Source organism: Ignisphaera sp. (assembly GCA_038735125.1).
GTDB lineage: Archaea > Thermoproteota > Thermoprotei_A > Sulfolobales > Ignisphaeraceae > Ignisphaera.
In genome coordinates this window covers 56,995-78,139 of sequence record JAVYNU010000009.1, presented here as the reverse complement: position 1 = coordinate 78,139, position 21,145 = coordinate 56,995, and the positions used below count along the sequence as shown (strand labels likewise).

Below are 21,145 nucleotides of genomic sequence, written 5' to 3'. Positions count from 1 at the left end.
TGCTATTCTCCTAGCACAACTATTCCAAGATCTTGTACATCAATTAATAATGAAATAAACTGTTTGTTGGTAGAGACTAATATGGTGTTGGGGTCTAGGATATCTATACACATGTCGCTTTGGTAACTCCTGTTACAAGATATAAACAAAAGTCTTGCGGGTTTATTCACATCCCTAAATATGTTTTTTATCCCAATATTCAAATCCTTTCCAAGCAACTTGATTCTAGAACATGAAGATGTTTTTAGAGAGTAGTGAGATAGTAATAGGGTGAGAAAACAGTTGGGCGACAGTTTTTCTTTAAGTCTTTCAATGTTTTGAATGGGATTTTTCGCATCAATTCCGCTAATGCATATACCCTCATCTATAAAGCGTAGTGAGCCCGCTACATATGCTCCTGCATCTTTTAGAGCCTTCACGATATATATATCGTCATCTACATCTACTATACCATAAACACTTTTATCAATTTTTAAAACATCTAGACACTGTCCTACGCCACCGCATAGCATTATTAAGTCAAAATGTCCTGACTTTAACTTATCTACAACCTCTCTACATTTTCCATAATCAATTGCTTGTATGACTGCTATTCTCAATTTCTTCATATGAGATCTCTATTCTTATCTGTGTGCACATAGAAAAGCACTCTATAGTTACTCCCAACATATCTCTCTATAACTGGCCTCCATTGATTTCCTATACCCACAAGAGCGTAGAAGCCTATTGGTCTACTACCAGCTTTCTTTAACAGCTCAAATACAGCTGCGCTGGTCCTCCCGCTTCTCACAAGGTCGTCAACCACAAGAACTTTATCACCATATTCTAGAACAGCTTCAGGAAGATACAAAGAGATTACTTCTGGTGGAGCCCGCGTGACATAGCTTACCTCAATAAACTTACTGTATCCAACCTCCTTCCTCTTTTTAATTACAACTATTTTTGTATTCAATCTTTTCGATATCAATGTAGCTAGGGCTATTCCATCAGTTTCAACAGTTGCAACAGCACTGAATCCCATATTCTGAGCCCATAACAATGCATCTATTGAGGCATAGTTGAGCAAGTCTATATTGTAAACAATGTCATATGTTCTGATAACACCCTCATCATCCACCTTGATTATCCTCTCCCTCAATTTGTTCACTATATCCTGATCCAATAGCTTTGATAACATTTGTCGTGCCCTGTCAGTCGAAGGCCTTATATCACCATGTACATAGCGCCAAAGAGTTGGTACAGTAACGTTCAATATTTCTTCCAGCTCCTTGAACTTGAAAAATCTCTTAAGACTTGAAAGTACCTCAACGATAAGCTCCCTCTCATCTATCTCCATTGCCACACCCTATACTATCTCTAATCTTTTAATAAACAAACATTTAAAAGAGAATATAAGCTGTATAGCTACGGAGTTTCATATTTAATCAATGCATATAAATATCATCTTGGGGTTCTCATAGATTCTCTAAGACCTTGTGAAATAAAGAGTTATTCTTAGGGATAGTTAAATCTCTGTTATCTACTTTGCCATTGTATACTACTTAACTGTTTCACTAAATTATTGCCATAGAAACGAGAACATTTATAACTCTTTTAGACATTCTTAAACACTGCTGCTGCCATGACAACACCTTTGATAAGCTTATTACTACTAAATGAAGCGATTTTAGATATTATGTAATCAATTGTCTCCTCTTCCTCATCACATGAAACGATTTCCTCACCATTCAACAAAATACCTGAGGGAGGTGATGCATTTACAAAAAGAATCTCTACATGCGTGTATTTTGCTAAGGTCTTCTTAACCTTTTCTGCAACCCTACCACACTTCTCCACATCCTCTATTTTAGACCCCATTACAATTAATTTAACCTGATTCATACTAGATCAAGATAAATATGTAGATGGTGTTACCATATAAAATTGGAGCAGTGATAGTCCATTCAAGATAGAAAAGCTTAAAAACTTTAATGATCCTATACTCTTACTGGAGTAAAAAGTATATAGGGTGAGAAGCATGATAAGACTTAAAAAGCTTTATGAAGACATTGACATTGAGGTTTTCAAGGCGCCAACGGAAGAGGAGTTAGAGAATCTTATTAAAGAGACAATTAGAAATAATGGAAGGCCAATGACTTGGAAAGAGCTTAGAGAAATGTTTGCAGGTGTTGCTGGTGAGGATAGATTAAGAAAGGTCCTTGTCAAACTCATTGAAAGAGATGAGCTTATAGAGCTACCTGATGGAGCTCTAGCATTACCTGGTATGGAGCAGAATTACATACCTAGAAAGAATACTAAGAGAGTTAGACCATTGGTTCCAACAAAATTTAGAGAAAGATGGGGGAACTTGGCAGCTAAGTTAAGGAAAACGGGATTACCATTAGGGGAGGCTATAAAGCAATTTGGAAGTTCTACTTCATTTGAAGAAGAGTTCGAGGAAGAATCTGAGGAGGAAGAATATTTAGAAGAATAGAATAATAGTAATTTCTTAAAGCGCGATACAATTATTTACTTTGATTTATCGTTTAATATTATAACATGTGTAAAGAAATGAGTTCTCGTAAATGTGATAAAGCAAGCGTTAAGATAATGGGTAAAGTAGCCATAATAAGAACTGAGAGGGGGTCTAAGGCGTTAGTTGGAGCTGATGATTTATGCAATTTAGCTAAAAAACTTGGTTTATGTCTCGAGAACTATAACTGCTTTTAAAGCTTGTATCTTTTTATCAATCCCCGCATCTTTGCGTATATCCCATAATTAACATATTCTTTTCTATTAATGAATTGATCCACAGTTGGCGCTCTATTGATAACATCTAATATTTTGTCGGTAACAACTATGCTAAATGCATCACTTCCTGCGCCACTACCAAACGAAACTGCTAAAATCCGTTGCCCTGGTTTTGAGTTCTCTAGGATTCTTGCCAATCCTATCAATAGTGAGCCATTGTAAGTATTCCCAATATAGGGGGTTACAATGCCTGGAATGACCTTTTCCTTTGGTATTCCAAGCATGGAGGCTACCCTTAGTGGGAATTTCCCATTTGGTTGGTGAAAAACTGCATAGTCGAAATCTGTTGGTTTTAGACCCAATTCCTCCATTAAGAGCTTTGCTGCTGAAATCACATGACTGAAATATGCTGGTTCGCCTGTGAATCCTTCTCCATGTAGGGGGTAGGGAACTCCCTCTCTACGCCAAAAATCAGGGGTGTCAGTAGAATATGACACAAACCCCTCGAAATATGCTACAGAATCGTTTTTAGACCCTATGATATATGCTGCACCACCGCTACTTGCAGTAAATTCTAGGACATCCCCTGGGCTACTTTGAGAAGTGTCTGCACCTATTGCAAGAACATATTTTGCCAATCCACTTTCTATATGTACTACCCCTAATCTTATACCCTCTGCTCCAACCCTGCAAGCAAATTCCAAATCAGCAATAGCCTTTTTGGGTTTGATGCCAAGAGCCTCGGCAATAATGGTTGCGCCTGGTTTAACAGCATATGGCTTGCTCTCAGTACCGAGATATACAGCATCTATTTCACTAGGACTGATGCCTGCTCTCTTCAAAGCATACACTGATGCCATATAGCCTATTGTAACTGAATCCTCATCTATATTACCTATAGCCTTCTCCTCAATCCAAATGCCTCTCGCAGATTCATCATCGAAGCCCCATATATCAACAATATCACTAGCTCTTATTCTGTATTTGGGTATATAAATCCCCCAGCCAATGATTCCACTTCTTAAACATCTTGGCAAATATGACACCATCTTAACGAATATTGCAATGATGCAAGGGGTTATTTAAGAGTTTGTCTGGAATTATAAAGATTTGTAACCGTTTCATGTTTCCCATGATTTCCACAGTTTAACGATGCAATCAAGCATAACTAAAGCCATGCTTTTAGTATCAAAAGTTACCCGCTTTTATAACTTTTGAATTTTGTAGTCATCTATAAAATGCATTAGCTGTCACACCATTTAGGGATTTATCTAGGTAGATATTTTTACCGATATTCGCTAACAGGTCTCTAAGGTTATTTAGGCTTTAATAATCACTATCGTTCATTTTCAAGAATTTCCCTGACCCTTTCAACTACTAGTCTAACAAGTTTTGATAAGGTATTTACAGACTCTTCTGCTTGGGATAATATTTTTTGCTCTCCTTCATCAGATATATAGAGCAATACCTTTGAAACATTTGGAACGCCTTGAGCAGATTTTATACTTGTATAACCATATCTTATCCATCCACTGCTACATCTAACAATCAATGACGTTACTTTGTCCGTAAGGCTCGGTTTAGTATTATCGAGATTTGTGATCAGATCTATTGTTGTTACCAACTCTAAGAAAATATCTCCAACAAACTCTTCTAAGACTGACGGCATATTATCGCATGGCACTATATAACCATATATGGAAAGAATTGGATAATGAATTTCGTTATAATCTAGGTATATTGCTATGCATTCGCAACCTTTTTCAATACATTCCATGGCAGCGTTTATCGCAAGATCATTTATGGGTGTGCATATTGATTTCTCCTTGCTTTTTGGCATAACCTAATAAAACCTCTAAAAGACTACTAGTGTAGTACCAATAATTACAGTACTAAGTAAAAATATTTTGCAGATAAACAATGATGGCAGTTATAAGGCCCTTAACAATAGTTATTGCAGAAGCAGGACTCGAACTCATCCCTAAGGAAATAGAGGAGCACCCTCTAGTAAAAGTCCATGCAAAAAAACGTGGAAAGAAACCTAGTGAAGTTATATTAGATATCTCGTTGCACTATAAGGCTATGAGGAACCTTGATAATTGGTTTAAGAGGGGGAGGCCTGATATTGTACACACCTCACTATTAATAGCATTGTCCAGTGTTCTGAATAGAGCTGGATTGCTGAGAGTATATATTCACACAATTAACAATCTAATAGTGCATGTAGATCCTAGAGTTAGAATACCGAGAAACTATAATAGATTTGTAGGACTTATGGAGCAGCTCCTTATAGAAAAGAAAGTTCCTCCAAATAGTCAAAAGCCTTTGTTATTGGTCGAAGAAAAGAGATTAGATGAATTTATTAAAGAAAATCGCTTTGACTATGTTGTTTTGTTACATGAAAAAGGAGAATTAATTAAACCAAGCGTTTTTGGCGAGATAATTGGAAGTAAAATGGCTAAAGGAGAAAAGACTTGTATAATCATTGGCGGTTTCCAGCGCGGAGACTTTGAACAGTTTACACTTAGTCTTACCGAAAACAAGGTTGCAATATACAAACAGCCTTTGGAAACCTGGACAGTTCTATCCATGGTTATTCACAGCATTGAGAATGCAAAAGAATTAGACAATGTACTTTGGTACTAATAGTACTGGAGATATCTAAGCATTTTAATTAGATTTGCTGGAGGTTTCATCGCTAATGCTACAGCTCCCATAAGAACAACATCATCCCCAAATTTTGTTGAAGTTATTATAGGGTGTGTCGATAACACACCTGGAGCCTTCTTCACACCATCTATAATTTTATCTATAACTAGCTCTCTATTCTTTAAAGCAACAGAGCCTCCCACAATAATTATTTCAGGGTCATATAAATTGATTATATTTATGAATCCCACAATATTGTATCTGTTAACCTCCTCTATAATTCTAATAGCTAGCTTGTCACCTTCTTTTGCCTTTGAATATATGAGTTCAGATGATAGGGTGCCATCTTTGTATGCTTTATATATCTGTGACTCTTTTTCTTCTTGGCTTAAACTCGATTCTTCAATAAGCTTAGAAGCAAATTTTGGTATGTTAGCACCACTTGCATATGCCTCCCAATGTCCATATCCTCCACAGCCACACCTCATTTTACCATTAACATCAACAATTATATGCCCTATCTCATGGGCATTACCCATTTTGCCTAGTAAAAGCGTGTCATTAACTATCATACCCCCTCCAATACCACTGCTAATTGTTACATAGACTATATTCTCATGTTCTCTGCCAAGCCCAAATATCTTCTCTCCCCAGACACCAGCAATACAGTCATTTGCCATGATTACAGGTTTTCTGAGTCTTTCCTGTAAAGGTCTTGCAAGTTCAAATGTGTGAATAGATATATTAGGAGCGTTTAGTACAACACCTGTAGCTAGATCCATTGGCCCCGCACTTCCAATTCCTATCGCCTTTACATCCATTAAAACATCTCTAAAGCTTTCCTCAATTCTATCAGATATTGCATTGGCTATTGTATATCTATCCCCCTCCTGAGGGGTTCTCATAACAATCTTCTTAACTATTTCCCCATCTTGTGATGCCAGAGCTATTCTTGTCCAGGTTGCACCAACGTCAATCCCTATGTAATGTACAACCATGTACCTTCTCCCATAAGTTTGCTCTGTCAGCCCTCTTACCGCACATCATTTATCAGGTAGGAGGTGCACACATCATCAAAAAATGTTTTATTGATTCAGCAACTCAAAAACTTTTTTGAGAACTAGATAGCCATGCGGTATTATTCTAAGAGAACCTTTTGTACAACATTCATATTCTGTAAACTTTTCGAGGCCATCGAATCTCTTGAGGCTCTTCGATGCTACTATGAGTGGAACCGGATCACTTGTATGCGCTTTAAACTCTGGTGGTGTTGCATGGTCAGCTGTCACAACAATTGCTACGTTGCTTAAATCTACTGCCTTTATAAGAGGTGATATATAGAATTTGTCTATGTTTTCTATTGAGAGCACCTTTCTCTTCTTATCTCCATCATGACCAGGTTCATCAGGTCCTTTCAGATGCACATAAACAACATCTACTTCATTTAGCAACTTGAGTGTTGCCTCAAGCCTTTCTCTCAAATCCTTCTCAGCTATTCCAGAGGGCGGTGATACCTCTACTGTTTTCATTCCTAGTAATCTTCCTATACCTTTCTCAACAGGCATTTCTGCAACAATGCCAAAAGTTTTTCCATAGATTTCGCGAATTGGTTTAATTTTTGGATACCTATCCTCAGCATCTCTAAGGAGAATAACATTAGCTTTTGGAAGTCCTCTCATTGCTCTCTTGATATTCACTTGATGAGAATCTAATATTTCGACGGCTTTGCGCGTGAATTCGTCTACAAGTTCACACGTTATCTTAGCCTCTTCGCTATTGTCAAGAGGTCGGCATTTGGCTACAAAAGGTTCGAATTTATCAAGGGCTATAGATACTCTGCCAACTTTATCATAGGCTGGGTCAGTATTTGACACATTTGCTGACAGTCTCTTTTCTCTACTACCTATAATTACCACAGCACGATGACCTATGGTAGAATAGACCCTTGCATAACCACCATATTTACCTAAATCAATGTTTAGAGATTTGGCTAGTTCTCTTGCCTCATCTGATTCTAGGCTCCGCCCCACCCTCCTATCAACTATCTTCATATTTTTGCTATCAATTGTAGCGAAATTAGCTCTAAATGCAACCTCAAAACCCTCTGATATCTCGACACCGACACCAAGAGCTTCTAATAGACCCCTTCCAATATTGATTTCCTTGGGATTGTAGCCCAAAATCGAGAAAACAGCTGCATCGCTTTCTGGGGCTGTTTCATTGTCTATAGGATAGAAACAGCCAGCGATTGAAATCTTGGCTAATTCTTCAAGGCCTTGCATTTTAGAAAGCTCTAATGATGTTGGTCTATATTTAAGTGTGTCAGCTACTCCATCCAATACTATTATAATGGTTTTCTTCATGAGCCCTTCCCTACATCTCTTAATACTGCTAAGTGCAATTATACACATCAAGTAATTAAGTCTAACCTATATAAAAGTTTATAAAGTAAGTAAGGATTAAATTGATATGACATGACATTAGAGTCTGATAAGATAGGTGTTATAATATGGAAGCGGTATTAACAAGTGTTAGAAAGGTAATTAGGATTGGGGAAAGGAGTATTGGTGTTACAATACCAAAGGAGTGGCTATCTGTACTAGGAATATCTGTTGGAGCAAGTGTTGAAGTGACGCTAGGTCCTGGATACCTCTTGGTAAAGCCTCTTTCAACAATACATCCAAAGATAACACAAAGTATAAAGATCAAGCATGAAGATGAAGAAGCTCTATCGAGACTCATAATAGCGAGCTATATTGAGGGATTTGATGTAATATCAATTGATGAGTCAAAGGATCTTGCACGAAAGGCCTTCCAAAAAATCTCTATGAGATTGCCAGGAGCTATTGCAATGGAGGGACCAACATTCAGATTGAAGATTTCTGTAGATGAGTTCAACACTGATCTTGATGAAGTTATAGGAGCTATGAAAACTACACTGTCGATGATGTTTGATCTGATAACAGACTACTTTGTGACTGGAGATAAGTCAAAGCTTCAAGAGGTTATTAGGCTGGATGATGATCTTGATAGACTGCATTTCCTTGGAATGAGAACTATAAAGAGAACTGCATTTAGAGATCCATCGCAGGCAATAAACAACTCTATCATAATTAAGAGCTTAGAGCACATTGGTGACACATTAGATAGAACATCGAATACTATACTGGATCTTGGGTTCGATGGGTTTCATAAGAATGCGAAGTGCAAAGATGTGTTCAGAGATATATTCTCAAAGGTATCTTCATATGTTTCAAAAGCTGTTAACTCTTTAACATCATCCAATCTATCACTAGCAATGAAAGTTCTCGTTGGCAGGGAAGAGTTGGCAAGAGAGATTCTAAATAGTGTTACAGAGTGTTCTGATATTCCAGGGGTTTTAGCAATAGCCCATGAGGCTGTTGTAGGTGTTTATGAGGCTGCTGAGATAGCTGAGGTTGCAACAATTAAAGCGCTCATGACTGTTGGAAAGCCAGAAACTGTTTTGCCAAAGATTGAGATGCCTCAAGAGCCTTCTGAATAGTTTCTATTAATCCAATAACCTTTTTTACAGTCTCGTTAGCCATGTAGATAAGATCCTCGCTTAGCAAGCCACTTTTTTCAGCGTTTTCAAGTTCTTCAACGTCTATCATTCTTAGATTGTTTTTAACTATACCAATATCTATTATTAGATCAAGATACTTAATTACATTGTCTAGTGGGCAATATTCTGGTGGTGTATTAATGTTTATGTAAATTCCTTTTTCGTTTCCATATTGATCCAAATACTTGTGTACAATGAACCATTCATCAAATGGTATTAGAGTTAACGCGATGTCTCCTGCCTTTCTCTCCACACCTATACCATCATATATGCCACTTTTCTGAATAATCCTCATGCCCACCATTGCTAATCCTATGTCAGTTTTGATAATATCAATTATTTTTATTGGTCCTATCTCTATGTGCCCGCCGCCTGGCTTTTCATGTATAATCGTTATCTCCCTCCCTATGCTTCTATCAAGCAAAAACTCCTTTATTGCGCTGTCCAAAACCTTTTCGCCTACTTTGTTTGCCACATAATCTAATAAGTCAACACAAACATCGATAGATTTTCTGCATGTTCTTAACATGTGATGATTTGGGGTAGTTGGTACTACAGATCTCCTCACAATATCCAGAAATTCCTTAGAAGCCCTATTCAATTTTATGAATGCTATTGTTTCACCTTGGTATAAGATTGTTGGAAAATCCTTTAAACTAGTATTTCGAAGTTTCATGGCCTCATTCACAGCAACCTCGAGGTCCTTTCCAATTAACTCTAGTGGGGCATTCTTTGCTGAGCTTCTCCATCTTATACTAAAACCTTGTCTTGTTATTTGCGTTGCAAGACTGTTTAGTGTTGTTCTTCTATCGAAGTCTCTAATATGTTCACTAAAGTATACTCTACCACCCCTGTCATCTAGCAATACTAGAGTGTCTCTCAATATTGCTACACCTGGTAAAGCGACAGCCCTTCCAATCTTTGGGTGTTGACTTGGTTTGACAATGTGGGCAACTGTTATAGCACCCTCTATACACTCCTTTATATTCTGAAGCACAATCTCTTTACCATTAACAGTTTCGCCAATACACCTACCCATTCTATCAATACCCTTTATCTTAACGGATATTGTTGTATATGGGCCAAGCTCTTCATAAATATACGTTGTAAAAGGTATTCTTGCAATCATCTCATAAAGCAACGCCTCAACAGCATCAGGATACCCAACTATTATCAATGTATTAGGATCTTCATCGCTTTCCTTTACAGTTGCATGTGGCGCCACATCACTTTTTTCATCCATTCTTAATCTAGATGCCAAATTCTTTGATAGATCAACAAGCTCAAAGCCAGAGTCTATTATAATCCTTGCCAGTGCAGTTGCGTAAGGGCCTCTAACTCTATATCGATACATCTTGAACCTCTCCACACAAATTCTTATATTTGGTTAGTCCTTGACTGTTTCAAGAATTGATATTGCTTGCCATAGAAGGGTTCTTGCATGCAAAGGCATATTGGGATCTTGGCTAACCTCATCTAATACACCAACAGCATTTGCTGCTCTTACACCTGCCGTAAGGTTTTTCTCGTTTAGGGCTCTTATAGCGTACATAGCAGCCCTTCTAATATTCCTAGGTATCGACGGATCATTCATCACTCTATTCAATATCAGCAGAGCTTGCCTAATCTTTGCCTCATTATCATATTGAGGTATTCTCGATTCAAATCTTTTTTGAATATTTGAACCACTACTACCACCCTCTTTCTGCTGGCTGCTTTCAGCAACCATTATTCTCACCCTAATCTCCGATATATTGATTCGCGAGTTTATAGGTTTTTGAAGCAAGAAACTTTAAAACTAGGGAAAACTACATAGTCTTTTTTAAAGGGTTTATAAAAATGGTTACAGTTAGATGGCATGGTCATGCATGCTTCGAGATAGTCACCTCTAAGGGTACCGTTATAGTGTTAGACCCTCATGACGGCTATAGCATTGGGTTAAAGCCGCCAAGGACACAAGCAGATATAGTATTAATATCTCATGAGCACTTCGATCATAATGCCTATGCAGTTGTAGCTAAACCAAGTGCAATTGTCTTGTCTACGTTTGTGGGAGAGAAAACTATTGGTGATGTAGTGATCAAAGGTATTGAGGCGTATCACGATAGAGAAAAAGGAAAAAGAAGAGGAAAAATATCAATATACAAAGTAAATGCAGATAACATATCCTTTGTTCACTTAGGAGACCTTGGACACGAACTTGACAACACATATAAAAACGCTCTTGGAGATATAGATGTTCTTATGATCCCCATCGGGGGAACCTATACAATAGATCCCAAATCAGCTTGGAATGTAATAAACCTGCTGACACCAAAGATCGTTATACCAATGCACTACTGGGTAAAGGGCTTAAATCTCCCATTAAAGACTGTAGATGACTTTCTATTCCTAAAACCGATTGACTGGAATGCTGTCATGGTGGGATCAAACCAGATAGTTATAGAGAAGGGGAACATATCAAATAAGGTTATATATGTAATGTCTCTCCCAACATAATTTAAACACAATATTTTTCCATTAATATAATTCAATGTATTTCAAAGGGTTTGAATAAGTTGGTAATGTTTAGATGTGTACTCAAAGGTTATTGCTGCAAAAAGTATTGGATTCCAGTAACACACTTAGATCTGCTAAGGCTTCACATATATTCTAAAGTAGAGATAAAGCCAAATGTAATAAACTTATATGAGTCATCGCTTTACGATGATCTAACATATCCACGCGTGATGTTCAAGAACGAAAGTTACTTCCTAGCCTTAAACTCGAAAGATGATGGTTCATGCATATTTCTCTCTAAAGAAGGTAAATGTAGAGTTCATCCGTATAAACCACTTGTCTGTAGGTTTTACCCATTTGTATACATAGAGAAAGAGGATCACATTGACATAGATATCAATGAGAATGCTTTAGGAGAATGCCCAGGTCTAATCATAGATAAAAAGCCTATACAAGATCCTGTAAAGAGAGATTTAGCTAGACTAGCCCAAGCAAGAATATTAGAACTTAAGATGTGGAATGATGTAGCCGAAAAATGGAACAGTAGCCAATATAGCAAGAAAGAATTTGATGATGTAGCCGAAAAATTTTTGGAATTTGTAATTAGATACGCAGAAGAAGATAGAAAGAAGCTCGTGGAAAAGGGTTTGTGGATCCCTTAAATGTTGAAACTTTATAAGTCTTGAAACCGAGGTTGTATAGAATGTGGAGCCTTGAAGAGGTGATGGCTCTGGTATCCGCATACTACGAGGGCGCAAGAGTGCCATGGGTTCCAACAAGAGAGGAGTTACTAGACATGGTCATGAGGTTGGCAAATGTGAAATCCGAGGATATCTTCTATGATCTTGGTTGTGGAGATGGCAGAGTTGTCTTAAGGGCTGTGAAAGAAGGTGTAAAAAAAGCTGTATGTGTTGAAATAAACCCAACACTTATTGAAAGAGCAAAGGAAAATGCTAAAGCAATGAATGTATTAGATAGGATAGAATTTATAAACGAAGACTTTTTCAAAGCTAACCTAAGCGAGGCAAGCGTGATATACATGTATTTGCTGACCTCAGTAAACAAGGCACTAAGACCAAAGTTGGAGACGGAACTGAAAAATGGAACAAGAATTGTCACGCTTGACTTTGAAATACCTGGATGGAGACCTGTTCAAGTAGTTGAAGTAGCATTGCCTATGAGAACAGCAAGACTTTATCTCTACGTTAAGGGTGTAAGCGATAAATAGATGAATACATCTATATACCTTATATCTACTGAATCATTCCAGCAACTTTTTTAGCTTCTTCAATTATTTTTTTAGCCTCTTGATTAGCATATAAAGACGTTTTTGGATCTGATTTCATATCAATACTTGCAATATTCATGAGTTCGTTAGATAATCTATTGAGTCTGTCAAGATAAACCTCCATTATTGGTATAGAACCCCCTATTGTCTTCTTCAACTCCTTCACAGTCTCTTTAACAACCACAATCGATGAAATAGCTTGGTTTAGAGCCATAAGAGTTTCGAGTTTTAGAATAACTGTTTCGAGAAATAGATCAATACTATTCAACTTCTTTTTCAACGATTCTAGATTTTGCCTCTCTTTCTCAATACCTTTTCTGTTCATATTGGTATGCTTTGAAAGCACTTCAACCCTTTTAATATTGTTATCAACAACAATCTTGTAATACTCTATCTTATTGTGAAGCTCCCTCAAAAGTGCTACGCTTAATAGAAGCTTTGGCTTAATACTCATAACCATCTCAAAATATATTTTAGCCAACTATTTATGTTATAAAAAGTAAAGCACATAATTTAATTACAGCTATTACATCCTCTCAATGAAAGTTCCTTGCCTGTAAACGATGGCAAGACTTTTTCCTCTATATTCTTCATTTTTTTCTTTGCAATCCATAGAAATGCTTTTATAATTAGTTTTAGTGGTTCATACTTAATTCCTCTCATGTAAAAGTTTGTTACTATATCTTCTTCCCAGTGGACAGTATGCCAAAATGCTACCCTCATAGCTTCAGCATGCTCTGGCGTTATCTTCATACCTGTTACACCCCCCTCCTCAGATTTTAGTGCACCCATGGGCACGAAAAGCATTGGCACAATTAAACTTCTATACTTTCTTAATCTCTCGAGCAGTTCAATTGTTTTGACAACGTCGTCAGGCTCCTCACCAGGAAATCCTAGTATAAATGTTGCAGCAGGTATTATTCTATGATCATGCATTATAGCAAATGCCTCCTCGACTATATCAGGCCATTCCTCAACCTTGAACGGAGCTGCTTTCGCTGGCATTATTATCTTTGCTAATCGTGGCGATCCTGTTTCTATACCCACCTCAACACCCAGATAGTTTTGTTCAAGTCTTGAATATATGATGTCGGTTATCTTTGATATTAATTTGTGCTTTCTTTGAGCGTATACTATCGCTGCTAGCGATGCGTGTGCCCATGCTATACTATCAACAATTTTTGCAACACTATCATGAAGCTTTATCAAGGCCTCTTCATTTATCTCTATACCCTTGGCCCCATATAATAAAACATCTTCGCTATGCAGAATAGCGCCTTTAATGCCTTGCCTCTTATTAACTTTTATTTCTTCAATTATTCTCTCAATGGGGATATGTCTAAGAGGTCTTAATGTTACACTACAGAATTTGCAACCTCTTGGACAACCTCTCATAATCTCTACCAATCCATTGACACTTGCGCCCTTGATCAAAGGTATTTTATCTATCGAAGGTGATTCATGAGCGCCAACAGATATATATCTCGGTAGCTTCTCTCCATTCAAAATCCTCTTAGCAATGTCAACAATAATTTCATCAGCCTCTCCCTCAACAATAATATCTATCCCCCATCTATCTACATACTCTGGTACCCAAAGCCATTGCCAAGCTGCCGGCCCTCCAACTACAATTTTTACGTTTTTACTTCTCATCTTCTGCACAGCTTCGCTATTCATGAGCTTGAAGAAACTCTTTCTATTGACAGGTTCCTTACCTGTTATAAGCCACCATTCAGAACTTGGAGGCCCAAAAGCGAAGAAGTCATGGTGTCCTATCATTAGAATTTTGGCTGTATCCACATATCTATCCAAGTAATCTGGATCTATGATGTAAGCCTCTAGCCCAGCATCTTGCAGAGCTGCCTCAATTTTTCGCAGACCATAGGGAGCCTCACGCGGTCTACCAAATTCATCAACCTTCGGTTTAGGACAGCAAAGATACATCCATAGCGATTCTGGAATACCAATAGCAGGACCTGTGGCTAGAAAGCCTATAAATTCTCTTCCATGATGATTTGTCATCATGCTTCTATCAGTGGTTATAATTATCTCAGCATTAAGTCTACTCATATAATCAAAACCTTGTAGCTAAAGTGATTTATTCTTACATATGACATAGGAAGGTATATATACCTAGTCACCATTAGAAAATATGAGAGCTTTTAGAAATTCCATGGATTATCTATTGCTAGGGTGCCAAGGTTGAATTTGAGAAGAAAGAGAGTGGAGGCTATAACAACAGCATGGAGCATTATAGTATCTAAGCCCGCCAAAAGAAGAGAAGAAGCAATTGATATACTAAAGAGTGTTTATAGCAGTATGGGAGTGGAGCCTATAAGGGGTTCTAGCAGCCCTCCTGATCTATACGATAAAGAAATGGCATCGCTTTATATAATTGGTAAATGGGGTCTTGGAATAGATAAAGAGCTAGATGACGAGACCTTGAAATCTTTGTTCTCAACAGAGATGGTGTTTGAAACAATGATGAAGACACTCAGCATAACAACATCTAGAGAAGGTTTTTGTGAAGCCATGGGAGATCTGTGCTCAAGGTTAAGCGATTCGTTTATTGCAAGGTTTCTCAGATTTGTCTTCACATTGTATTATTTTGGGTTTGCGAAATTCGAAGATCTAGCGATGATAATGAGAAAGCTGTATAACTTCTTTGAACCACTACAAGAAACTGTAAGAAGGTTTGCCAAATTTGTTATAGCATATGAGGTTGGATCTAGAATAGCCTCTGGTCAGATAAAAAGTCAAATGGATATCAACATGTCAAAGAATATTATAGCACTTGAAATTGGAATACCAAAGGCAATACCATCAACAAGCTACATAATTGAGGTAAGTAAACACTTTTTTACCCTACCAGATAATATAGTTAAAAATATCCTTATATCGAATAGTAAAAAAGAGCAGAAAAGTGAGGATAATGTATAGGGTAAGCATTGAGAAAAGATACATTGTAAAAAAAGGTGATAAAAGAATAATTGTTGAACTCTGCAGATCCCAAGATGGTAAACTCTTCGCTGTTCCAATACTTATTACAAGACATGTTTACACATTATCTGATGGAACTGAGAAGGAATGGGAATATCCAGAAAAAGAAGCAGAAGAAATAGATTACATGTCCTTGCCCAAAAACGTGAGAGAAGCCCTTTCAAAGATAAATATATGATATTTTTCACGAAGCTGATGCTTAATAAAGCTTTTAGGCATTGAAGTTTTCCTGTTGGAAAAACTTTAGTTTTAAGGTGTAAGGTATTTGGGTTTAGACATAGTTTTTTCAAACGACGGCTTCGCATATGCTCGTGAGTTTAATGATGATGCTGTGTATAGTTTTCTTATTCCGCCTATTGTGAATTGGTTTAAGAATAGGTACGGTTCTCTTACACCTCCACAAAAAATGTCTATTCCATATATTAAGAGCGGTTATAATATACTGATATCGAGTCCTACAGGTACAGGTAAGACACTTGCTGTTTTTCTTCCAATAATAGATGACTTATATAGACTGGCTCTAAATAATGAATTGAAAGATCAAATCTACGTAGTTTATGTATCTCCTCTCAGAGCACTTAACAATGACATGCAGAAAAATCTTATACAACCCTTGTCAGAGACCAGAGAATATGTAAGAAATGAGCTTGGAATCGAAGTAGATATAAGAGTTGCAGTCAGAACCAGCGATACATTGCCAAATGAAAAATCGAGAATGCTTAGAAACCCTCCACACATACTTATTACAACCCCTGAGAGCCTAGCACTGGCTCTAAATGCACCGAAGTTCAGAGAAAAACTTGCCACCGTCAGGTGGGTTATCGTTGATGAAGTTCATGAGATGGCCTCGAGCAAGAGGGGGTCACATCTAGTTCTATCACTTGAAAGATTGGTTGACCTTGTCGGCAAAGATTTTCAAAGGATTGGATTAAGTGCCACTATATCCCCTCTAGAGGATGTGGCAAGATTCTTAGCTGGCTTCAATAGCGATGGTTCTCCAAGGCCAATTGTGATAGCTGATGCCCGGTTCTCTAAGCCACTCGATATAAGGGTTGTAACACCTCGCCTTGATCTTGTGTATACACCAGCTAATGTATTAAATGAGGCGATATATGAAGAACTTACAAAGCTGGTTCTACAGCATAGAACATCACTTGTTTTCACAAATACCCGTAGTGCCACGGAAAGTGTGGTCTATAAGTTGAAGAAGAATCTCAGCTCCAATGGTGTTGTTGACGCTGATGAAATTGAAGCCCACCACAGTAGTTTGAGCAGGGATGTCAGACTCGAGGTAGAGGATAAACTTAAGAAGGGGCTACTAAGAACTGTTGTATCTTCCACAAGCCTCGAGCTTGGCATAGACATTGGCTATATAGACCTTGTTGCTTTGCTTAGCAGTCCAAAAAGTGTTACAAGACTTTTGCAAAGAGTTGGGAGAGCAGGGCATAATGCATATGAGGTCAGTAAGGGTGTTATCATTGTTGTTGATAGAGATGATCTAATCGAATGCACTGTTCTTTCAAAGCTTGCCCTAGAAAGGAAAATAGATAGGGTTAAGATACCTAGAAAACCACTTGATATCCTAGCCCAACACATAGTCGGGATGGCTATTGAAAAACCTCGAACAATTAACGAAATTCTAGCAATAGTTAGAAGGAGCTACACATATCACGATTTATCAGAGGATGAATTGATGACCGTGATAAATTATCTGGCTGGTAGGTATCCTGGTTTAGAGGACTATAATGTTTATGCCAAGATACGATACGATGAAGATACAAAGACTGTTAGTAGGAGAAGAGGAGCGAGAATGATATACCAACTCAATGTAGGTGCTATCCCCGATGAGGCTAAGGTTGCAGTCTTTGCTGTTATTGATAATAAGAAGAGGTATATCGGCGATTTAGAAGAGGGTTTTGTGGAGATACTTACACCAGGTGACATATTTGTACTAGGCGGTAAAACGTATAGAGTCTTAGCCATACATCCAACACATGTAGTTGTAGAGCCAGCTAAAGGCGAGAGGCCTACTGTTCCCTCTTGGTTCTCTGAAATGCTTCCACTAGCCTATGACTCAGCTTTAGAGGTGGGCAAATTTAGAAGGGTTGTAGCCGAAATGATCAATACTATGCCTAAGGATTATGTTATTGAATGGTTAGTTAAAGAGTATGGAATTGAACCCCATGCTGCAGAGTACATCTATGACTATATCTATCAGCAACTTTTGTTCACGAAAGGCAAAATTCCTTCGGATAAGCTTATATTGGTCGAGATATGGCCTGATAGAGAGAAGATGGCCACAAACATCATATTCCATAGCCTATTCGGTAGAAGAGTCAATGACGTACTTTCAAGAGCGCATGCCTATGTACTTGCAGATATTATGAAAGAAAATGTTAAAATATCCGTGACTGACAACGGATTCATGCTAACCATACCCGGGCATGTGTCTATCCATCAAATCAGAAAAGCTATTAATAGTGTATCTAGCCTAAATGTTGAAGAGATTGTTAGAAAAGCTGTTAGAAAAACAGAGCTATTCAAGAAGAGGTTTAGACACTGTGCCGAAAGAGCATTTATGTTGCTAAGACGTTACAAAGGTGTTGATGTATCGATTGCTAGGAGACAAATCAATGCAGAGAAGATTATTCAAGCTGTTGAGAAATACGAAAAATTCCCAATAATTGAAGAAACATATAGAGAGATTTTGGAAGATTTCATGGATCTAGCACATGCAAAGGAAGTTTTGAGAAAGATTGAAAGTGGTGAGATAAAGATAGAAATAATTGAGAGCTTCTATGCTCCAAGTCCATTTGCACACAATATTGTTGCTTACGGATATAGTGATGTTGTTTTGATGGAGGACAGGAGAAAACTTATTGCAAGGCTTCAGGACATGGTTAAAAAGGTTTTAGAGAATGAGGTAAGACAAAATTTAAAGAGCTCAGCTATGCAAACACAAGAAATGGGTGTATTCATAAACTCATGATGATTGTTTCAGTCCGCTCTGAGAATGTGATGATGTCGGCACCCACTGACAATCTATAGCACCATATGGGCACATCATAGCGCATACTCCACAACCCACACATTTGGTATGATCTATTTTTACAAAGCCGTCAGATCCAATATAAAATACTTTGTAAGGGCACTTAGAAACACATAATAGACATTGATTGCAAATCGCATGGTCTAAAACTGGTTTGCAACGCAATCTCATCTGGAGATTGTATAGTACATGTGATAACAATATCTTGCACCAATAACTACCTAGGAAAATATAAAGCTTAAATACACGTATAGCTCTTTCTCCAATGATTATTTTGAATTTTCCTTGAGTATTTCCAGATCTTTATTCTTCTCCCATAAAGGTTTATATTATCTCAATTCATTACCTACGATAGGAGTCTTATTATGAGAATTGATGAAAGTAAAATAGAAGAAGTCATATCTTCTTTAGCATCGATATACATGGCTAGATCAAGAAGAAGTAGAGAACTGTTTGAGCGTGCTCAAAGGGTGTTACCTGGGGGTGTGACATATCATATCAGATACTTTTCTCCCTACCCTCTTTATGTATCAAAGGCTAAGGGTTCAAAGATCTGGGATGTTGATGGTAATGAATTTGACGATTATTGGATGGGGCATGGGGCACATGTACTGGGTCATGCCCCAGATTTCGTTGTTGAAGCTGTTAGTGAGGCTTCGAGAAACGGTACCCATCTGGGCTTTGAGAATGAGTATGCAGTCAAATATGCAGAACTTTTGACGAGGGCCATACCCAATGTTGAAATGGTGCGTTTCTGTAACAGTGGCACCGAGGCCAATATGTATGCTGTTAGACTTGCTCGTGCATATACCAAAAGAAGATATGTTGTTAAGATAGAGGGTGGGTGGCATGGGTCTCTTGATCAACTACATGTTGCTGTTACACCTCCATTCCATGGTACAGAGTCCCTTGGTATTCCTGAGGAATTCATTAAATACACCATTGCTGTTCCATACAATGACTTGAACAAACTTGAAAATGCGCTTAGAAATTTTGATGTTGCAGCAATTCTTATTGAGCCAGTTCCAGGCTCTGGTGGATGTATAGAACCTGGGCCTAACTATTTAAAGGAGGTTAGAAGGCTTGCGGATGCTCATGGAGCACTACTAATATTTGATGAGGTTATAACTGGTTTTAGACTTGCCTTGGGAGGAGCCCAGGAGTATTTCAATGTTAAAGCTGATTTAGTTGTACTGGGAAAGATAGTTGGAGGTGGATATCCTGGGGCAGGCGCTTTTGCTGGATCCAGCGAATATATGGAGCTGTTAAATCATCTAAAGTATCCAAATCCTCGCCAAAGAGTTTTTCATGGAGGAACATTTACAGGCAATACAATAACAATGGTTGCAGGCTATGCCACCATTAAGTATTTGTATGAGAACAGATATATATACAACGAATTCAATTACAGATGGAGTTCAGCGGCCAAGGACTTGGACAAAGTTTGTCAAGAATTCGACAGAATTTGTTGGATAACTTCTGTAGGAAGTATGATGGGCATACACTTCACATTGAATAAACCGCGAAACATTGCAGAGGCATATATGAATAGATTGAGTGAAAAAATATACAAAGCGTTGCATATGTACATGACAATCAATGGTATTGTGTATATGACTGCCGGTATGCCCCATCTAATGCCATCAATTGTCCATACAAACGAGCAGGCTAGAAAGCTTGTGACAATGTTTACGCTATTCCTATCACAAATTATAAAATACATAAAGATGTAAACATTATGAAAAACAGACTTGATGCTATTCTTAACCAAAAAGAGTTCTCGATTAATGGATTTAACTGTTTATCTATAGACATTACACAAAGTAGAGATATTGTAGGGCGTGTGCATCAATAGAGATAAGGTTTGTTGGTGCGGGGGGTGGGATTCGAACCCACGCAGGCCTACGCCATCGGGGCCTAAGCCCGACCCCTTTGACCTGGCTCGGGCACCCCCGCACAATTTTCACTTATTTTTAACTGTGTTTGAGGTTAATAATTTTTGTTGTATATTGCATAAGTTTTACAATTCCATTAGTTGAAATTCTATGATATAGACTGTTGGGTCCGAATGAACTCTTTTGCTGCCATATATTTTTGCAAGGGCCTTTAGTAGTTCTTCCCTAGTGTTGAAGCCATCAGCTTTTATTTCAGCATCTGAGAGCTCACTTAGTTTTTTCTTCTGAACCTTCTTAACAATGGCTTTTCCTATTCTTACATGACCAACATAAATTTCTACAATTTCGTTTTCTTTCAGATCGGTTGATAATCTTATTGTTGTTCTCTTCTCTCCTGAAAGTATTTTCCCAGCGTAATCGAGTTTAAAGACAAGTTTCTTCATCTCTATTCA

23 protein-coding genes and 1 tRNA gene are annotated in these 21,145 nt (G+C 37.8%); 11 read left to right on the top strand and 13 right to left on the bottom strand.

Translation table 11 applies throughout. The features are described from left to right. Positions 1-2: 2 nt before the first annotated feature. From QW284_08930 to QW284_08920, 3 genes are all read right to left on the bottom strand, one after another. Positions 3-608, bottom strand: coding sequence for a hypothetical protein (locus QW284_08930; protein MEM0339789.1), 606 nt, complete (start codon positions 606-608; stop codon positions 3-5). Further along, entirely contained in the window at positions 605-1,336 is a 732-nt protein-coding gene (locus QW284_08925; protein ID MEM0339788.1) for a phosphoribosyltransferase family protein, read from the bottom strand. The genes QW284_08930 and QW284_08925 overlap by 4 nt, the downstream gene beginning before the upstream one ends. A gap of 257 nt (positions 1,337-1,593) precedes the next feature. After that, positions 1,594-1,857, bottom strand: a complete 264-nt coding sequence (locus QW284_08920) for a hypothetical protein (protein ID MEM0339787.1) — start codon at positions 1,855-1,857, stop codon at positions 1,594-1,596. 160 nt (positions 1,858-2,017) lie between these two features. Between QW284_08920 and QW284_08915 the strand changes: the two genes are divergently transcribed. Both QW284_08915 and QW284_08910 read left to right on the top strand, forming a co-directional pair. Continuing rightward, the gene (locus tag QW284_08915) at positions 2,018-2,473 is read left to right on the top strand and encodes a hypothetical protein (GenBank protein MEM0339786.1); all 456 of its coding nucleotides are present in this window, start codon (positions 2,018-2,020) and stop codon (positions 2,471-2,473) included. 77 nt (positions 2,474-2,550) lie between these two features. Further along, complete coding sequence (locus QW284_08910; GenBank protein ID MEM0339785.1) at positions 2,551-2,709, top strand: hypothetical protein; 159 nt, start codon at positions 2,551-2,553, stop codon at positions 2,707-2,709. Here QW284_08910 and QW284_08905 read toward each other — a convergent pair. Continuing rightward, positions 2,706-3,767: a hydroxymethylglutaryl-CoA synthase gene (locus tag QW284_08905; protein MEM0339784.1), complete on the bottom strand. Its 1,062-nt coding sequence runs from the start codon at positions 3,765-3,767 to the stop codon at positions 2,706-2,708. The two genes, QW284_08910 and QW284_08905, sit on opposite strands and share 4 nt — an antisense overlap. A 299-nt stretch (positions 3,768-4,066) precedes the next feature. Next, entirely contained in the window at positions 4,067-4,570 is a 504-nt protein-coding gene (locus tag QW284_08900) for a hypothetical protein (GenBank protein MEM0339783.1), read from the bottom strand. 80 nt (positions 4,571-4,650) lie between these two features. On the opposite strand from QW284_08900, the gene QW284_08895 reads away from it, so the two are divergent. After that, positions 4,651-5,376, top strand: a complete 726-nt coding sequence (locus QW284_08895; GenBank protein ID MEM0339782.1) for a 16S rRNA methyltransferase — start codon at positions 4,651-4,653, stop codon at positions 5,374-5,376. Here the strand turns inward: QW284_08895 and QW284_08890 are convergent. Continuing rightward, positions 5,373-6,377 carry an ROK family protein gene (locus tag QW284_08890; protein ID MEM0339781.1) on the bottom strand — a complete coding sequence of 335 codons (1,005 nt, stop codon included), beginning with the start codon at positions 6,375-6,377 and terminating at the stop codon, positions 5,373-5,375. The genes QW284_08895 and QW284_08890 overlap by 4 nt on opposite strands. A gap of 87 nt (positions 6,378-6,464) precedes the next feature. Further along, positions 6,465-7,742, bottom strand: a complete 1,278-nt coding sequence (locus QW284_08885; GenBank protein ID MEM0339780.1) for an alkaline phosphatase family protein — start codon at positions 7,740-7,742, stop codon at positions 6,465-6,467. A gap of 146 nt (positions 7,743-7,888) precedes the next feature. On the opposite strand from QW284_08885, the gene QW284_08880 reads away from it, so the two are divergent. Beyond that, positions 7,889-8,902 carry a PhoU domain-containing protein gene (locus QW284_08880; GenBank protein MEM0339779.1) on the top strand — a complete coding sequence of 338 codons (1,014 nt, stop codon included), beginning with the start codon at positions 7,889-7,891 and terminating at the stop codon, positions 8,900-8,902. Here QW284_08880 and QW284_08875 read toward each other — a convergent pair. After that, entirely contained in the window at positions 8,835-10,316 is a 1,482-nt protein-coding gene (locus QW284_08875) for a DUF402 domain-containing protein (GenBank protein MEM0339778.1), read from the bottom strand. The genes QW284_08880 and QW284_08875 overlap by 68 nt on opposite strands. A 33-nt stretch (positions 10,317-10,349) precedes the next feature. Then, entirely contained in the window at positions 10,350-10,691 is a 342-nt protein-coding gene (locus QW284_08870) for a UPF0147 family protein (GenBank protein ID MEM0339777.1), read from the bottom strand. A 110-nt stretch (positions 10,692-10,801) separates the two neighbouring features. Between QW284_08870 and QW284_08865 the strand changes: the two genes are divergently transcribed. The 3 genes from QW284_08865 to QW284_08855 all read left to right on the top strand — a co-directional run bounded on the left by QW284_08865 (position 10,802) and on the right by QW284_08855 (position 12,689). Further along, positions 10,802-11,461: an MBL fold metallo-hydrolase gene (locus tag QW284_08865; protein ID MEM0339776.1), complete on the top strand. Its 660-nt coding sequence runs from the start codon at positions 10,802-10,804 to the stop codon at positions 11,459-11,461. A gap of 65 nt (positions 11,462-11,526) precedes the next feature. Further along, a complete protein-coding gene (locus tag QW284_08860) occupies positions 11,527-12,123 on the top strand; it encodes a YkgJ family cysteine cluster protein (GenBank protein MEM0339775.1) in 597 nt (198 codons plus the stop codon). A 41-nt stretch (positions 12,124-12,164) separates the two neighbouring features. Continuing rightward, positions 12,165-12,689 (top strand): methyltransferase domain-containing protein, encoded by a 525-nt coding sequence (locus QW284_08855; protein ID MEM0339774.1) that lies wholly within the window; start codon positions 12,165-12,167, stop codon positions 12,687-12,689. Between the two features lie 25 nt (positions 12,690-12,714). On the opposite strand, the gene QW284_08850 is transcribed toward QW284_08855, so the two are convergent. Continuing rightward, positions 12,715-13,203, bottom strand: coding sequence for a hypothetical protein (locus QW284_08850; GenBank protein MEM0339773.1), 489 nt, complete (start codon positions 13,201-13,203; stop codon positions 12,715-12,717). Between the two features lie 59 nt (positions 13,204-13,262). Then, positions 13,263-14,819 (bottom strand): radical SAM protein, encoded by a 1,557-nt coding sequence (locus QW284_08845; protein MEM0339772.1) that lies wholly within the window; start codon positions 14,817-14,819, stop codon positions 13,263-13,265. A gap of 132 nt (positions 14,820-14,951) precedes the next feature. Here QW284_08845 and QW284_08840 point away from each other — a divergent pair, with 132 nt between their 5' ends. From QW284_08840 to QW284_08825, 4 genes are all read left to right on the top strand, one after another. Beyond that, entirely contained in the window at positions 14,952-15,689 is a 738-nt protein-coding gene (locus tag QW284_08840) for a DUF2192 domain-containing protein (protein ID MEM0339771.1), read from the top strand. Beyond that, positions 15,682-15,927 carry a hypothetical protein gene (locus QW284_08835; GenBank protein MEM0339770.1) on the top strand — a complete coding sequence of 82 codons (246 nt, stop codon included), beginning with the start codon at positions 15,682-15,684 and terminating at the stop codon, positions 15,925-15,927. The genes QW284_08840 and QW284_08835 overlap by 8 nt, the downstream gene beginning before the upstream one ends. An 87-nt stretch (positions 15,928-16,014) precedes the next feature. Continuing rightward, the gene (locus QW284_08830) at positions 16,015-18,738 is read left to right on the top strand and encodes an ATP-dependent helicase (GenBank protein MEM0339769.1); all 2,724 of its coding nucleotides are present in this window, start codon (positions 16,015-16,017) and stop codon (positions 18,736-18,738) included. A gap of 425 nt (positions 18,739-19,163) precedes the next feature. Beyond that, the gene (locus tag QW284_08825; protein MEM0339768.1) at positions 19,164-20,531 is read left to right on the top strand and encodes an aspartate aminotransferase family protein; all 1,368 of its coding nucleotides are present in this window, start codon (positions 19,164-19,166) and stop codon (positions 20,529-20,531) included. A 135-nt stretch (positions 20,532-20,666) separates the two neighbouring features. Here QW284_08825 and QW284_08820 read toward each other — a convergent pair. Together QW284_08820 and QW284_08815 are read right to left on the bottom strand one after the other, a co-directional pair. Continuing rightward, positions 20,667-20,754 (bottom strand) — tRNA-Leu (locus QW284_08820). Between the two features lie 64 nt (positions 20,755-20,818). After that, complete coding sequence (locus QW284_08815) at positions 20,819-21,136, bottom strand: ASCH domain-containing protein (protein ID MEM0339767.1); 318 nt, start codon at positions 21,134-21,136, stop codon at positions 20,819-20,821. Between the last annotated feature and the right edge of the window lie 9 nt (positions 21,137-21,145).

Excerpts from the sequence above, each read along its gene's own strand:
- QW284_08930 (MEM0339789.1), bottom strand. The coding sequence starts at position 608 with ATGAAGAAATTGAGAATAGCAGTCATACAAGCAATTGATTATGGAAAA.
- QW284_08925 (MEM0339788.1), bottom strand. The coding sequence starts at position 1,336 with ATGGAGATAGATGAGAGGGAGCTTATCGTTGAGGTACTTTCAAGTCTT.
- QW284_08920 (MEM0339787.1), bottom strand. The coding sequence starts at position 1,857 with ATGGGGTCTAAAATAGAGGATGTGGAGAAGTGTGGTAGGGTTGCAGAA.
- QW284_08915 (MEM0339786.1), top strand. The coding sequence starts at position 2,018 with ATGATAAGACTTAAAAAGCTTTATGAAGACATTGACATTGAGGTTTTC.
- QW284_08910 (MEM0339785.1), top strand. The coding sequence starts at position 2,551 with ATGAGTTCTCGTAAATGTGATAAAGCAAGCGTTAAGATAATGGGTAAA.
- QW284_08900 (MEM0339783.1), bottom strand. The coding sequence starts at position 4,570 with ATGCCAAAAAGCAAGGAGAAATCAATATGCACACCCATAAATGATCTT.
- QW284_08895 (MEM0339782.1), top strand. The coding sequence starts at position 4,651 with ATGATGGCAGTTATAAGGCCCTTAACAATAGTTATTGCAGAAGCAGGA.
- QW284_08890 (MEM0339781.1), bottom strand. The coding sequence starts at position 6,377 with ATGGTTGTACATTACATAGGGATTGACGTTGGTGCAACCTGGACAAGA.
- QW284_08885 (MEM0339780.1), bottom strand. The coding sequence starts at position 7,742 with ATGAAGAAAACCATTATAATAGTATTGGATGGAGTAGCTGACACACTT.
- QW284_08880 (MEM0339779.1), top strand. The coding sequence starts at position 7,889 with ATGGAAGCGGTATTAACAAGTGTTAGAAAGGTAATTAGGATTGGGGAA.
- QW284_08875 (MEM0339778.1), bottom strand. The coding sequence starts at position 10,316 with ATGTATCGATATAGAGTTAGAGGCCCTTACGCAACTGCACTGGCAAGG.
- QW284_08870 (MEM0339777.1), bottom strand. The coding sequence starts at position 10,691 with ATGGTTGCTGAAAGCAGCCAGCAGAAAGAGGGTGGTAGTAGTGGTTCA.
- QW284_08865 (MEM0339776.1), top strand. The coding sequence starts at position 10,802 with ATGGTTACAGTTAGATGGCATGGTCATGCATGCTTCGAGATAGTCACC.
- QW284_08860 (MEM0339775.1), top strand. The coding sequence starts at position 11,527 with ATGTTTAGATGTGTACTCAAAGGTTATTGCTGCAAAAAGTATTGGATT.
- QW284_08855 (MEM0339774.1), top strand. The coding sequence starts at position 12,165 with ATGTGGAGCCTTGAAGAGGTGATGGCTCTGGTATCCGCATACTACGAG.
- QW284_08850 (MEM0339773.1), bottom strand. The coding sequence starts at position 13,203 with ATGAGTATTAAGCCAAAGCTTCTATTAAGCGTAGCACTTTTGAGGGAG.
- QW284_08845 (MEM0339772.1), bottom strand. The coding sequence starts at position 14,819 with ATGAGTAGACTTAATGCTGAGATAATTATAACCACTGATAGAAGCATG.
- QW284_08835 (MEM0339770.1), top strand. The coding sequence starts at position 15,682 with ATGTATAGGGTAAGCATTGAGAAAAGATACATTGTAAAAAAAGGTGAT.
- QW284_08825 (MEM0339768.1), top strand. The coding sequence starts at position 19,164 with ATGAGAATTGATGAAAGTAAAATAGAAGAAGTCATATCTTCTTTAGCA.
- QW284_08815 (MEM0339767.1), bottom strand. The coding sequence starts at position 21,136 with ATGAAGAAACTTGTCTTTAAACTCGATTACGCTGGGAAAATACTTTCA.